We start from the raw sequence: 15381 nt of genomic DNA, 5'->3' as shown, positions 1-15381 counted from the left end.
ATGCTCTAATGGTCCACCTTGATTTCCTGGGAAGACTCCAGAATCTAACAAGCCAGACATTTTACGCAATTTCCCACTCTTTAAGGTTATTCCAAAAGGATTATCAATATTTTCACCCATCATTATCATTCCACCTCTTGGTCCTCTTAGTGTCTTATGTGTCGTCGTCGTTACAACGTGGCAATGCGGCATAGGATCGTTCAGTATACCTTTTGCAATCAATCCTGAAGGATGTGATATGTCGGCTAATAAAACAGCTCCTACGCTATCTGCTACTTCTCTAAATTTTTCAAAATCAATATCTCTTGAATAAGCCGATGCTCCTGCAATGATTAACTTTGGCTGTTCTTTCTGAGCCTGATCAGCCAGCATATCGTAATCTATAAGACCTGTATCTTTCTTTACACCGTAAAATGTCGGTTTGTATAGTCGACCTGAAAAATTCACTGGAGAACCATGTGTTAAATGGCCGCCATGAGCTAAATCAAAACCAAGGATAGTATCGCCTGGTTTTAAACATGCATGAAATACTGCCGTATTTGCCTGACTTCCTGAATGTGGTTGTACGTTAGCATAAGCAGCACCAAATAATGTCTTTGCACGCTCAATGGCAATAAGCTCAACCTCATCTACGATCTCACAACCACCATAATAACGCTTACCGGGATAACCTTCAGCATATTTATTAGTTAAAACAGAACCTGCAGCTTCCATAACCTGGTCGCTCACAAAATTCTCTGAAGCTATCAATTCTATGCCATCAGTTTGGCGTTCTCTTTCAGCTTCAATAAGTTCAAAAATTTGTTCGTCGCGTTGCATAAATATTATGGATTGTTAAATGAGTTGCAAAAATACGAATTACATTAGTTTTAATATTAAAATTTATGTAGGTTTGAATAGAAATTAATGAACATTTAATCAACAACAGCATTATGCCATTATCAGCCAATAACCCAAATAGAACCTCTTGGTTATACGTTAATAAGTATTCTGATTTTCCTATACAGAATATTCCTTTTGGCGTATTTCTAACCAGAGAAGATATTATTACCATCGGAACTCGTATCGGAGATACAGCTATAGATTTAGGTGCACTGCACCAATTAGGCTATTTTGATGGTATTCCCTTAACGGATGATATCTTTCTTCAGGATTCGTTGAATGATTTTATTGCTGATGGTAGAAAAACATGGCGTGCGGTTAGAAATCGCGTTGCTGAAATTTTTGATGCTGATAATGAAACTTTAAAAAATAATACCAAACACAAAGAAATCATTTGCTTTAGATTAGATGAAATAGAAATGCAAATGCCTATTCATGTCGGTGACTATACCGATTTTTATGCCAGCAAAGAACATGCAACAAATGTAGGGTCAATGTTTAGAGACCCAGACAATGCGTTATTACCAAATTGGGTACATATGCCAGTTGGGTACCATGGGCGTAGTTCTTCAATTATTACAACCCACATTCCAATTCATAGACCACAAGGTCAAACCATGCCAGAAGGAGCAAAAACACCTGTTTTTGGCCCAAGTAAATTAGTTGATTTTGAAGTAGAAATGGCATTCATTACTACAGATGCTAATGATTTAGGTGAATCGATTCCAGTTCAGGAAGCAGAAGAATACATCTTTGGCTTAGTATTGTTTAATGATTGGTCTGCAAGAGATATTCAAAAATGGGAATATGTGCCATTAGGCCCTTTCTTAGGTAAAAGTTTTGCGTCGTCAATGTCACCATGGATTGTAACACTTGATGCTTTAGAGCCTTTTAGAGTAGACAGCCCTAAACAAGATCCAAAACCGCTCCCTTATTTACAAACAAAAGGGAAACATAGTTTCGATATTCAATTAGAAGCTGGTATTCAACCTAAAGGCGGAAAAGAGACCACAGTTTGTAAAACAAATTTTAAACATATGTACTGGAATATGGCGCAGCAGTTAGCACATCATACGGTTAATGGCTGTCCGATAAATGCTGGAGATATGATGGGTAGCGGTACTATATCTGGCCCAACTGAAAATTCTTACGGCTCAATGTTAGAATTGACCTGGAAAGGTACGAAGCCAATTAAAATGAAGGACGGAACAGAACGTAAATTTATAAATGATTACGATACTGTAATAATGAGAGCACATTCTGAAAATGATGATGTTCGTATAGGATTCGGGCAAGTTAAAACGCAACTTTTACCTATATTTAATCCTAAAAAAAAGAAATAAAAAAACACAACTTATAGTATATAAACCGAAGTTAGAAAACTCTATTTCTACTTCGGTTTTTTTGTTTGGCATCATATTTGGATTTCTATTAGTAATAATCAATAAAATCCAGAATTATGAAGCAATTACTACTTACAACAGTACTTCTTCTGGTACTAACATCATGTAGCGGAAGAAAACAAATTGAAAAGGCAATTAGCCATGGTAACTATGACCAAGCAATTTCTGATGCGTTACGCAAACTAGAAAATAATAAGGATAAACCTCGAAAGCAAGACTACATTGTAATGCTAGAAGATGCCTATTATAAGGTGTTAGATAAAGATTTAAACACTATTAAACATCTTAAAAAGGATGGCAATCCTGAGCAATACAAAACCATTTATACTATCTATTTAGATTTAGAAGCAAGGCAAAATGCTATAAAGCGCGTATTACCTTTAAAAATAAATGGTAGAACTTTAAACTTAAAGTTTAATGATTACAGTAGTGCTATTGTAGACTACAGGTACAGAACGTCAGATTATTTAATAGGTGAAGGTATCACCTTGTTAGATTCAGAAGATAAGTACAATGCCAGAAAGGCCTATGATATCTTTAGTTATATAGAAAGCATTAATCCAAATTTTGAAGAGACCAGAAGTTTAATGACTGAAGCTCATCAAAAAGGTATGGATTATGTACATGTCTCTATAGAAAATCATACTAATCAATTTATACCATTACGTTTAGAAGAAGAGTTATTAGATTTTAACACCTATGGTTTAAACCAATTTTGGACAACTTATCATGCCATTGCAGATGAAACTATAGACTATGATTTTGGTATGCAATTACAATTAAGACGAATTAATATTTCTCCAGAGCGAATTAATGAAAGACAACTACTAAGAGAAAAACAAATTGTAGATGGTTGGGAATATCTTTTAGACAGCAATGGAAATGTAGCAAAGGATAGTCTTGGCAATGACATTAAAGTAGATAAAATAATAAACGTTAGAGCTAGATTTTTTGAGGTAATTCAAACGAAATCTACACAAGTCATGGCCAATGTAGTCTATACAGGTTTAAAACAGAATCAGGTGATTGATAATTTTACTATAGACAGTGGTTTTGTATTTGAAAATGTATTTGGAAGATATAGAGGAGATCGAAGAGCACTAAATAGAAATGATAGACAATTGTTGAGACAGCGTCAAATACTATTCCCGTCAGATGCCCAAATGGTTTTAGATAGCGGTGAAGATTTGAAATTGAAACTAAAAGATATCATTAGTTCATATCAATTTGCAAGCTTATAATAGAAATCCTCCCAAAAATGGGAGGTTTTTTGGAACTGCAAATTATTTTGTCAGTTTTTTCACGCAACCCTTTTTGATTTAATCCATCTAAATAGAAAAGAACAAATAATTAAATCAATCAGCTATGAAAAAATTACTACTCTTCTCAACTTTTGTATTTTTTAATTTATCTGTTTATTGTCAATTACCAAGGATTGATTTAAATGATCTTATTATAACAGAAGGTGAATCTCAATATTTTGTTATTGGTTTAAATTTTCCTAGTGATTCAGATATTATTATTAATATTGATGTAGTTGGCGGTACGGCAGATGGTAATGATTACAATTTATCTACGAATACTGTAACCATATTATCAGGACAAGTTTATGCTGAACCGATAGATGTCAATACTTTTGATGATAATTTAATTGAACAAAATATTGAAACTATAGAAATACAAGCAACCGTAATTGAAGGTGATGTTGACAATCCAGTCATTTCCAATACAATTAAGATAATTGACAATGACATTTTACCGCAAGTATCCATGCGGCAATATTTTGACGGTTATTTTCGCGAAGGTGGTCAGAATGACACACAATTCATTATGCTAAATCGAGTTTTTAGCGAAGCTATAGAAATCAATATTATTGCAACACCTATTACAGCAAATACCGCAGATTTTGAACCTTTAAATGTTTCTATTATTATACCTGCAGGTGAGAGATTTGTTAATGTGCCCTTTACAATTAATGATGATGATATCCCTGAAAGTGATGAGTCATTTCTTTTGACTGCCAATGTTATTTCTGGAAATACTGAAAACGTATCTACAAATAGTGAAATATTAATTAGAGATAATGATATTCTGCCTACTTTCAGTGTCATTAAATCTGCAAGTGAAGAAACTGGTGAAGCTAAAGTGAAATTAAAGTTAGATCGAACATATAATTCTAATATAACTTTTGAATTAAGTACTAGTCAAGGAACAGCTGATAGTATGGACTACATTGATCTTTTTACTAATGGTACAATATCTGCTAATGAATTTGAGTCTGATTATATTGACATATCTATAATTGATGACAATATTGAAGAGGGAGACGAATACTTTAATTTAAGCATAATTATAACCTCAAATAATACGCTTAATAGTAATTTAGATACAACATTGTACATATGGGATAATGAAATTGAATACCCAAAATATTTCATAGATAGTGCCCATGGAACAAGTGCGTACGAAGGAAGTAATGCTTACATTAGTATTAATCTGTATAATTTTGATGGTAGTTATACCTATGAAGAAGATATAACATTTGAAGTATGGGCTACAAATGGAACTGCTGATGAGTCCGATTACTCAACTTCTGAACCTGTGGAAATCACTATTTTGGCAGGTCAAAATTACATTCGTTATAACGATATTCCTTTAACTCTGGACCAAGAAATAGAAGGTGACGAAACAATTTTTTTGCATGCTTCACCAACTTCAGGCAACACATACAACCAAAATTTTGATCCTTTAGAATTTACAATAAAAGACATAGACTTTAATGCAATTTTTGATAGTATAGAAATAGTTCAAGGTACTGAAGCTACGTTCAATCTATTAGAAAATGATTATTATCAATCACAGCTCATAACTGATCCTTCGGTAGTTACAATAGAATTATTGAGCTATGGATTAAGCGCTAATATGTTGCCAGGAGTTTCAGTTAATGCTAATGGGTTACTATCAGTATCAAATGACTTAGCAATTGGCAATTACTCTCTAAAGTATAGAATTTGCAAAACTTCAGATCCTGACAATTGTAGCGTAGGCATTATTAGTTTAAGTGTAAAAAATCCACTAAAAACTTCATACACAATCAATTATCTAGACTATAACAATGATGGTTACACCAGTGTTGGTGATTTAATCCAGTATGATTTTAAAATAAATAATATAGGTGATGATATTTTGACTGATGTTGAATCTTATGAATATAATAGCCCTATTGAGGTACAAGGAACAACTATACCTTCACTAAATCCCAGCGAAGAAAATACTGAGTTTTTTGCTGAACGAGTTATAACGCAAAGTGATATAAATTCTGGAATTGGCCCTTATTCATTTTATACGAATGGTTTGGTATTTACAGGTCATCAGTCTAACTTAGAGTTTGTTGATTATCCTTCAAGAGAAAATACACTAGATATAATAAACTCCGACGGTTTAAAGCTAAATGCCTTCGTAGATGAGAATTCAAATGGTATAAAGGACTTTAATGAGATAGATTTTCCTTTAGGGAAGTTTAAATATGATATTAGCAACAATAATGATGTGCATTATTTATACTCGAATCCGCACTATCTTTATGAATCTAATCCAACTACAGTCTATAATTTTAGCTTTGAAATAGATGATTTGTATCTTCCCTATTTTTCTAACAATACCATATATAACGATATTTCGATTGAACAAAATGCAGGTTTCACTACGATACTTTTCCCTATCGAATCTATCGAGAATTATACAGATGCTTCGGTATATATAATACCAAACATACCCAAACCTGGATTTGCTTATTATGATAGAATTAAATTTAAAAATAATTCTTTAACCAGCTTGGTAAGTGGAAGTATTTCTTATACTCACGATGACATATTAGAAATTATAAATATATCTTCTGCCAATACCACACTTACAGAAAACGGGTTTACTTATAATTTTTATGATTTGGAACCACTAGAAACAAGAGAAATACTTGTCAAACTGCAAGTACCTGCAATACCAGAAGTGCAATTAGGAGAATTTTCATCAAATACTGTAGAAATTGTTACGACAACTGAAGATATTGTTTCACAAAACAATATACATACAGTTACTAATGAAATAGTTGGCTCTTATGATCCCAACGATATCACTGAAAATCATGGTACAGAAATAATATATTCAACATTTTCAGATGAAGATTATCTAACTTACACGATTAGATTTGAAAATACCGGAACAGCTAATGCCATTAACATTAGAATTGAGGATATTTTAGACGATCAATTAGATGAGACAACTCTGAGAATGGTAGATGCTAGTCACGATTATGCTCTAGAGCGTGTTGGCAAAAATTTAGAATGGAATTTCTACGCCATTCAACTACCACCTTCAGAAGGTGATGATTCTGAAATCGGACATGGTTATATCAAATTTAAAGTAAAACCTCAACCTGGTTATCAAGTTGGTGATGTTATACCTAATACAGCAGAAATATATTTCGATTTTAATCCTGCAATAATTACCAATACCTGGACGACTACCTTTGTTGAAAATTTAAGTCTCAATTCTAATTCAGATTCGGAATTTTTAAATTTATACCCTAATCCAACCAAAGATAGATTAAACATATCTTGCGAGAATATCATTGATTCGATAACGATTACGACAATTATAGGTCAGCAAGTTTCGAGTCTTTCAATTAATAATAATTATACTGAGCTTAATATTAAAGAATTACCTTCTGGCGTCTACCTAATTAAGATAATAAGCGAAAAAAATTCTGAAACTATAAAAATTATTAAAGAATAGTTCTCTCTAACAAGGAATGTTGACAAGTAAAAAACCTCTCAATATTTGAGAGGTTTTTTATGACGCTTAACACTAAGATATGGCCAATTACTATTGACTATATCGCCTGTTACTGAAACAAGTTGAGCATATGTAAACGAAGTTAGGATTTTAATTAACAAGGCAATACTCAGGTCTACGTATTTTTAAAGAAATCGGTTTAAATCCATATCATTGACGGCACCGTGAGAAGCATGTGCTACAGCTACTCCATTTTTAATAATTAATATCTGTGGAGATTGGTGCATTACCTGAAACTTATAACCCACTTCATTAGAAACGTCTCTATAATTCAATAAATCTAAATAGTATAAATCTGCATTAGTATCTAGTGCATAAGCAGACACAAATTGGTTCATTACCATTCGGCTTATACCGCAACGCGTAGAATGCTTAAATATAAACTGTGTTTTGGTTTTAGATTTTTCTGAGATAGCATTTAACTGGTCTACCTGAGTCAATGGCAGCCAAGGCAGTACTTTTTCTTCTTTAGGTTCTGAGGAACCAAATAATTTTTTAAACATATGTTGTTTTTAATGACTAAGTCGTTTATAATTTTAAGGCTTACACATCTATAGTATAATTTTATTTCAGTTTATCTAAATTATTAATGATGTATTTGGCAACAGAATCTGCAATGATCTTGTGCGCGTAAGCACTCGGATGCCCATCGTATTTAGAGATCATGAATTGTTGTATATCTCCTTCCGCAAAATCATTGTCTCCGTTAAGATATAATATAGTTTTAGTTTTAGTAAAATTTTCCAGTCGTTTATTAACGTTAGTAAATAACTGAGGTCGCTCTAAAAGATTAAATTCTGGCATCTTATACAGCATCAATTTTGCAGACTGCATTTTGCAGGTTACATTTACTTCTTCAATAATTGTTTTACTATGCTTCCAGTTTAGATGCTCATCATTATACCCTTCATTCACAAGAAAATGAAAATCTCCAACTGGTAAAACAAAGCCACGTAATTTTAATTCTTTCTGCAGATTAGTAGATACATAACGTGCTAATTGAGATTTGGAATAGACCTGTTTTGCTATTGCCTTAGGTGTACGTTGTGATTCTATTTTTCGAGATTTCAAAGATTTCTCAATACTAGCTTTAGGCTTCTGTCGATGTTTAAAATCACCGAGAACATCATTAAAGTTATAAGCCCAAAATACGAGTTGCGGTTTAAATTGCTCTTGATAGCTTAAAAAAGCCTGATAATTATCAAAGGTATTATTACTTGGTCTCGAAATATCAAGCACGTACACTGAAACGTCTAACTGTTCGGATTGAAGCAATGCTTCCTTTAATTTTTTTGAAAATTTATCTTTTGAAGCTATGCCACCACCATGTATGTAAGAATCACCTAAAACCATTATACGCAATTGATTTTCGCTTATTGTAAAGGTATTAGCATCTAATGCTGCCTTTAATTGAGAAGCTTCAACCTTAACTTCAATGCCTTTAGGACCATCGTTCAATAGATCATATGACCTGTTAAATCTTATTAGAAGCTCCCCAACTAAAAGAAATATTGCAACTGTGACAACTATATGTAGAGCTTTCTTCATTTAAAATTGAAAATATATAAATTCCACTTCAGTATTGGCTTGCCATACAACTATAGACCAAAATACCATAGCAATAATAAAGGTATTGATTAGTTTTTGCTTCCAACTAGCAGCAAATGGCAACATTAAACAATAATCTTTGTCTCTATTAAGCCACTCTGTTAAAACAAATAATAGGATTAACATCAATAAGCCTTTCGGAAAAACCTCAAAGGATTTAAACAAAGATGGCGAGAATACACCGGAAAGTATTTCTAGTGCATGAGTGACTGAATCAGCTCTAAAGAAAATCCAGGCCAATACTGTTAGTGTAAATGTCGAAAGAATTCGTAACATCTCTTTTAATTTTGGAAACAATCGTCCTTCAGCCACAGTATCTAGATGAGCCCTGTTCTTGTTCCGTAATAAAAGTGATAAAAAATAAAATCCATTGAGCGCTCCCCAAACTATAAAAGTCCAATTAGCTCCATGCCAAAATCCACTAACTATGAAAATAATAAATACATTTCTAATTACGAGGGTTGTACCACCTCTACTCCCACCAAGTGGTATATAAAGATAATCCCTAAACCATGTTGATAACGAAATATGCCAACGTCTCCAAAACTCAGCTATGTCTCTTGAGAAATAGGGAAAATCGAAATTCTTCATTAAATTAAAACCAAACAATCGGGCCGTACCAATAGCTATATCTGAGTACCCTGAGAAATCTCCATATATCTGAAATGCAAATAATACAGCACCTAACAATAATGTACTACCAGAATAGTCTGAGGAATTGGCAAAGATCTCATTAACATAAACCGCGCAATTATCCGCAATTACCATTTTTTTAAAAAAACCCCAAAGCATTTGTTGTAAACCATCGATTGCTTTTGCCTTATTAAACACGCGTTTAACTGAAAATTGTGGTAAAAGATTTGAAGCACGTTCAATAGGACCAGCAACTAACTGTGGAAAAAAACTTACAAAAGCTGAGAATGCCAAAAAATCGTTGGTAGCATTAAGTTTCTTTCTATAAATATCTATAGTGTAACTCAAAGTCTGAAATGTATAAAAACTTATACCAACAGGTAAAATGATCTTTAAACCACTGAAGGTGAAATTTTGGCCAAAAAAGGTGAATGCCTCTAAAAAATTATCTAGAAAAAAATTAAAATATTTGAAGAACCCAAGGATACCTAAATTTACACTAATACTTACATAGAGCAGTACTTTACGCCTCTTGTGATTATCTGTTTTTTGCAATTCACGACCAATGGAATAATCTACTATAGTGCTCAGAAAAATTAAACCTAGAAATCGCCAGTCCCACCAACCATAAAAAATATAACTAGCTATAAAAACTAAAGCATTTTGAAGCTTTAAATTTTGATTTAAGGACCAATAACCAACAAGGAGTATTGGTAAGAAAACAACAAAATCTATGGAATTAAATAACATCTAGAAACCAAGAAATTCTTAAATATACTAAAGCTATAAACTACTTTAACTCTTCAATTTACAGACAAAACGTCATCAAATTACATAATAAACAAGTCATTTTGTCGTATTTATCTCACATAAATGTAATGGTAAGATTATTGAGTAAATATAGACAAACACAACAACAAAATTGATTAATACATAAAAAGATGAATTTTAATAATTATACAATTAAATCACAAGAAGCCATACAACAAGCGCAACAGCTTGCTCAAGGTTTTGGTCATCAACAAATAGAAAACGAGCATATTTTTAAAGCCTTGTTTAATGTTGATGCAAACGTTTTGCCTTTTTTACTCAAAAAGCTAAACGTTAATGTGGCTATGCTTCAGCAAGTACTAGATAAAGAACTTGAAAGTTTTGCTAAAGTATCTGGTGGTGAAATTATGCTGTCTAGAGAAGCTGGCAAGGCATTAAACGAAGCCTCAATCATTGCCAAAAAAATGAATGATGACTTTGTGTCTATTGAGCATTTGGTGTTAGCCATTTTTAAATCTAAAAGCAAGGTTGCTCAGATTTTAAAAGACCAAGGTGTTACTGAAAAGGGCTTAAATGCAGCTATAGAAGAGTTACGTAAAGGAGACAGAGTGACGTCTCAAAGTCAGGAAGAAACTTATAATGCGTTAAACAAATACGCCAAGAACCTAAATCAACTGGCCAGTGATGGTAAGCTAGATCCTGTTATTGGTCGCGATGAAGAGATTCGTAGAATACTACAAATCCTATCACGTAGAACCAAAAACAATCCCATTTTAGTTGGTGAACCAGGTACTGGTAAAACAGCCATTGCAGAAGGACTTGCTCACCGTATTATAGATGGTGATATTCCTGAGAATCTTAAGAACAAGCAAATCTTCGCACTGGATATGGGAGCACTTATCGCTGGTGCCAAGTTTAAAGGAGAATTTGAGGAGCGTCTAAAAGCTGTCATCAAAGAAGTTACGACTAGCGATGGAGACATCGTACTTTTCATTGACGAGATTCACACCCTTGTAGGTGCTGGTGGTGGTCAAGGTGCTATGGACGCGGCCAATATCTTAAAACCTGCCCTTGCACGAGGCGAATTACGCGCTATTGGTGCCACTACTCTAGATGAATACCAAAAGTATTTTGAGCAGGATAAAGCATTAGAGCGTCGTTTCCAAAAAGTGAATGTTGATGAACCAGATACCGAAAGTGCTATTTCTATTTTACGTGGTATTAAAGAGAAATATGAAACGCATCACAAGGTGCGTATTAAAGATGAAGCGATTATTGGTGCCGTAGAATTATCAAACAGATACATTACCAATCGTTTCTTACCGGATAAGGCGATTGACCTGATGGATGAAGCAGCTTCTAAGTTACGTATGGAAATCAACTCTAAGCCAGAGGAATTAGATGTACTAGATAGAAAAATAATGCAGTTAGAAATTGAGCACGAAGCTATTAAGCGTGAAAAGGACGAGACTAAATTAAAGTCCTTGAAAGCGGAATTAGCGAATCTTAAAGAAGAACGCAATGAGCTTAATGCGAAATGGAAGAGCGAGAAAGAAATCGTGGAAAACGTTCAGAATATAAAACAAGATATTGAAAACTTTAAGCTTGAAGCAGAACGTGCAGAACGTGACGGTGATTATGGTAAAGTAGCCGAAATTCGCTACGGAAAGATAAAAGAAGCCACTGAGAAGTTAGAAGCGTTTCAAAAGCAATTAGCAGAACAGCAAGAAACCGCTTTGATCAAAGAAGAGGTCACTTATGAAGATATTGCTGACGTGGTAGCTAAGTGGACAGGTATTCCTGTGACTAAAATGATACAGAGTGAGCGCGAAAAATTATTGAAGCTAGAGGACGAATTACATAAGCGTGTTGTCGGACAAGAAGAAGCTATTGAAGCTGTAAGTGATGCTGTGAGACGCTCTAGAGCTGGTCTTCAAAACCCACAGAAACCAATTGGCACCTTCCTATTCTTAGGTACAACTGGTGTAGGTAAAACAGAATTGGCAAAAGCATTAGCAGAATATCTGTTTGATGATGAAAATGCCATGACACGTATTGATATGAGTGAATACCAAGAGCGTCATGCAGTGAGTAGACTTGTTGGTGCACCTCCAGGTTATGTTGGTTATGATGAAGGTGGACAATTAACAGAAGCTGTTAGACGTAAACCGTATTCGGTAGTATTATTAGATGAAATTGAAAAAGCACATCCAGATACCTTTAATATCCTATTACAAGTATTAGACGAAGGGCGTTTAACAGATAATAAAGGTCGAATTGCGGACTTTAAGAATACCATCATAATTATGACCTCAAATATGGGAAGTCAAATTATACAAGAACGCTTCGAAGCCACTAAGGATATTCAAAGTGCTATTGAAAGTGCTAAGGTTGACGTACTAGGTTTATTAAAACAAAATGTAAGACCAGAGTTTTTAAATAGAATTGATGACACAATAATGTTTACGCCATTGTCAAAAGAAAACATTCTAGATATTGTTGGACTTCAATTAAAAAATGTCACAAAAATGATTGCCACACAAGGCATCACTTTTGATGCAACACCAGAAGCTAAAGCTTACTTGGCAGATAAAGGTTATAATCCAGAATATGGGGCAAGACCAGTAAAACGTGTCATTCAGAAAGAAGTGCTTAATCAGCTAAGTAAAGAAATTTTAGCTGGTAAAGTGACAACAGATAGTATTATACTTCTCGATGAATTTGATGGTCAGTTGGTTTTTAGAAATCAAGGTGATTTGGTCGTAGAAGAATTTTAAATAGACTGTAACATAAAAGGGTAAAAACAGTCTTTATATTGATTGGTTGGTTAAAGCAACACTAAGATCGTTCCGAAAAGATATCGGACTTTTGAGGTGTTGCTTTCCTTTATATAATATTACATTTCAAAATGGATCTAAAGAAACACCCTTTCTTTAAAGTGATAATAATAACTAAAAATTTAAAGATGTATTTTTATTCTGACTTTCAAGTATTTATTCATTTCCGAATTATCTTTTCGATGAAATGCACAATAAAAAGCAAATTTTAACATACATTTTAACGGATAAATGTTTAATTTTATCGAGCTATTTAATTCCAACAAAACTAAGACAATTATTAATCTTGTCTGGTAATCCCTCTACTTTTAGAGAATTACTATAGCTAATTTTTTGTCAAAACCCTACATAAAAATAAATGGAATTAAATAAATATATAGACCACACTTTATTAAGTGCATCCGCAACAGAATCAGATATTCTTAAGCTTTGTGACGAAGCACTGAAATATAATTTTTATTCAGTTTGTGTAAACAGTTGTTATGTTCCTATTGCGAAACAGGCCTTAGGAAGATCTGATGTAAAAATATGTACCGTTGTTGGATTTCCTTTAGGTGCTATGTCCACGGACGCAAAAGTATATGAGGCTAAAAAGGCTATCGAAGAAGGAGCAACGGAAATAGATATGGTTATGAATATAGGTCGCTTAAAGAGTAAAAACCATGTGGCTGTCCTTAAAGATATCAGTGCTGTAAAACGTGCTATTGGATTAACTCCTCTAAAAGTTATTTTAGAGATTAGTGAACTCTCTAAAAACGAAATTGTAAAAGCTTGTGAAATCTGCATTGATGCAAAGGCAGATTTTGTAAAAACCTCTACCGGATTCTCAAAGAGTGGTGCCACACTAACGGCTATTAAAATAATGAAGAAAACCGTTAAAGGTTTACTACAGATTAAAGCTTCAGGTGGCATTAGGGACGCAGAAACTGCTCAAAAATATATCGATGTTGGAGTAACACGAATAGGAGCTTCATCTGGTGTAGCCATGATGCAAAATCAAACTTCACATTCGGCATACTAAATACTAAAACAATGTGTAACTTTGTAATATGAGTGTACACATAGGTGCCAAGAAAGGCGATATAGCAGAAACTATTTTATTACCAGGAGATCCTTTACGAGCTAAATGGATTGCAGAAACTTTTTTTGATAACCCAGTTTGCTTTAATGAAGTTAGAGGCATGTATGGCTATACAGGCACTTACAAAGGTAAGCACGTATCTTCGATGGGATCTGGAATGGGAATTCCAAGTATTTCAATCTACGCTAATGAGCTTATTAAAGATTTTGGAGTTAAAAATTTAATACGAGTAGGAAGTGCTGGATCTTATCAAAAACATGTAAAAATCAGGGACGTAGTTTTAGCCATGGCAGCCTCTTCAACTTCTGGAGTTAATGAACTTCGTTTTGGCGGAGCAGACTACGCTCCTACTGCTGATTTTGGATTATTTATGAAGGCCATAAGAGCAGCCGAACAAAAAAACATTCCTATACAAGCAGGAAATGTCTTATCCTCGGATGAGTTTTATGAGGACGATATTGAGTCCTATAAGAAATGGTCAAAATTTGGTGTATTATGCGTTGAAATGGAAGCGGCAGGATTATATACAGTTGCTGCAAAACATAATGTAAATGCCCTAGCAATTCTAACCATTTCAGACTCATTAGTTACGGGAGAACGCACTACAAGTAAAGAGCGTGAAACAACATTTAAAAGTATGATAGAAATAGCACTAGAACTCGCCTAGAATAATGATTTCTATTTCAGATTCTATCCAACTTCAGGCTATTAAAATTGATAATCAACCGCAACTAATGAGGTTGATACAACGTATTTATCCGCCTGCCTACGAGCATCTTTGGAAAAATAAAGATTGTAGCTTTTATTTCAATAAATTTTACAGTCATGCGAATTTAGAAGCAGATTTATCAGATAAGAATGCCGAATACTATTTTGTTTACTACCACTCTAAATTAGCTGGAATAATTAGATTCATTTTTAACGATACTTACAACGATTTTAAGAATGAACCAGCCACATACTTAAATAGAATTTATTTAGGAATTGAGGCTCAGGGCAAAGGTGTTGCAGCACAACTACTAAATTGGATAGAGCAGAAAGCAGTCCAAAAAGGAAATTATATAATTTGGCTGAAGGCCATGGATTCTCAAAAACAAGCTTTGAGCTTCTATGAGAAACAGCGCTATAACTATGGTTCTAGTACAAACTTGGGTTTTAAACTATTACAATCCGAATTCAGAGGCATGCACACCATGTATAAATTTCTAAACTAGTTGATTGACAATCACAATTATATCCGGTTGATAGTTAGGATTGTTTAGATATTTGATTTTAACATACTTTTTGAAAAAACACTTCTATTCTAGTATATATT

Annotated in this window: 11 protein-coding genes; 7 read left to right on the top strand and 4 right to left on the bottom strand. The window is 33.6% G+C overall.

The features are described 5' to 3' along the window. On the bottom strand, positions 1-819 hold an 819-nt coding region (gene glyA / locus ACTG3Y_RS07830; protein WP_439152369.1), incomplete at its 3' end, for a serine hydroxymethyltransferase. 113 nt (positions 820-932) lie between these two features. Between glyA and fahA the strand changes: the two genes are divergently transcribed. The 3 genes from fahA (at position 933) to ACTG3Y_RS07815 (ending at position 7076) form a co-directional block, all read left to right on the top strand. Next, positions 933-2225, top strand: a complete 1293-nt coding sequence (gene fahA / locus ACTG3Y_RS07825) for a fumarylacetoacetase (protein ID WP_439152368.1) — start codon at positions 933-935, stop codon at positions 2223-2225. Positions 2226-2341: 116 nt separating this feature from the next. Further along, entirely contained in the window at positions 2342-3526 is a 1185-nt protein-coding gene (locus ACTG3Y_RS07820; protein ID WP_439152367.1) for a hypothetical protein, read from the top strand. A gap of 124 nt (positions 3527-3650) precedes the next feature. Continuing rightward, positions 3651-7076, top strand: coding sequence for a DUF7619 domain-containing protein (locus tag ACTG3Y_RS07815; protein ID WP_439152366.1), 3426 nt, complete (start codon positions 3651-3653; stop codon positions 7074-7076). A gap of 185 nt (positions 7077-7261) precedes the next feature. On the opposite strand, the gene ytxJ is transcribed toward ACTG3Y_RS07815, so the two are convergent. The 3 genes from ytxJ to ACTG3Y_RS07800 form a co-directional block, all read right to left on the bottom strand. Beyond that, positions 7262-7639 (bottom strand): bacillithiol system redox-active protein YtxJ, encoded by a 378-nt coding sequence (gene ytxJ / locus ACTG3Y_RS07810; protein WP_439152365.1) that lies wholly within the window; start codon positions 7637-7639, stop codon positions 7262-7264. A gap of 61 nt (positions 7640-7700) precedes the next feature. Next, the gene (locus ACTG3Y_RS07805) at positions 7701-8684 is read right to left on the bottom strand and encodes an SGNH/GDSL hydrolase family protein (protein ID WP_439152364.1); all 984 of its coding nucleotides are present in this window, start codon (positions 8682-8684) and stop codon (positions 7701-7703) included. Further along, the gene (locus ACTG3Y_RS07800) at positions 8685-10127 is read right to left on the bottom strand and encodes an MBOAT family O-acyltransferase (RefSeq protein WP_439152363.1); all 1443 of its coding nucleotides are present in this window, start codon (positions 10125-10127) and stop codon (positions 8685-8687) included. A 191-nt stretch (positions 10128-10318) separates the two neighbouring features. Here ACTG3Y_RS07800 and clpB point away from each other — a divergent pair, with 191 nt between their 5' ends. From clpB to ACTG3Y_RS07780, 4 genes are all read left to right on the top strand, one after another. Beyond that, positions 10319-12925: an ATP-dependent chaperone ClpB gene (clpB, locus tag ACTG3Y_RS07795; RefSeq protein WP_439152362.1), complete on the top strand. Its 2607-nt coding sequence runs from the start codon at positions 10319-10321 to the stop codon at positions 12923-12925. Between the two features lie 418 nt (positions 12926-13343). Continuing rightward, positions 13344-14006 carry a deoxyribose-phosphate aldolase gene (deoC, locus tag ACTG3Y_RS07790; protein ID WP_439152361.1) on the top strand — a complete coding sequence of 221 codons (663 nt, stop codon included), beginning with the start codon at positions 13344-13346 and terminating at the stop codon, positions 14004-14006. A 28-nt stretch (positions 14007-14034) separates the two neighbouring features. Then, on the top strand, positions 14035-14733 hold the full coding sequence (gene deoD, locus ACTG3Y_RS07785) for a purine-nucleoside phosphorylase (RefSeq protein ID WP_439152360.1): 699 nt from the start codon (positions 14035-14037) through the stop codon (positions 14731-14733). 4 nt (positions 14734-14737) lie between these two features. After that, on the top strand, positions 14738-15280 hold the full coding sequence (locus ACTG3Y_RS07780) for a GNAT family N-acetyltransferase (protein ID WP_439152359.1): 543 nt from the start codon (positions 14738-14740) through the stop codon (positions 15278-15280). Positions 15281-15381 lie beyond the last annotated feature (101 nt).

The organism is Winogradskyella sp. (genome assembly GCF_965656915.1).
Lineage (GTDB): Bacteria > Bacteroidota > Bacteroidia > Flavobacteriales > Flavobacteriaceae > Winogradskyella.
Note: the sequence above shows the minus strand (reverse complement) of the source record. Positions and strands in the feature narration are given on the sequence as shown.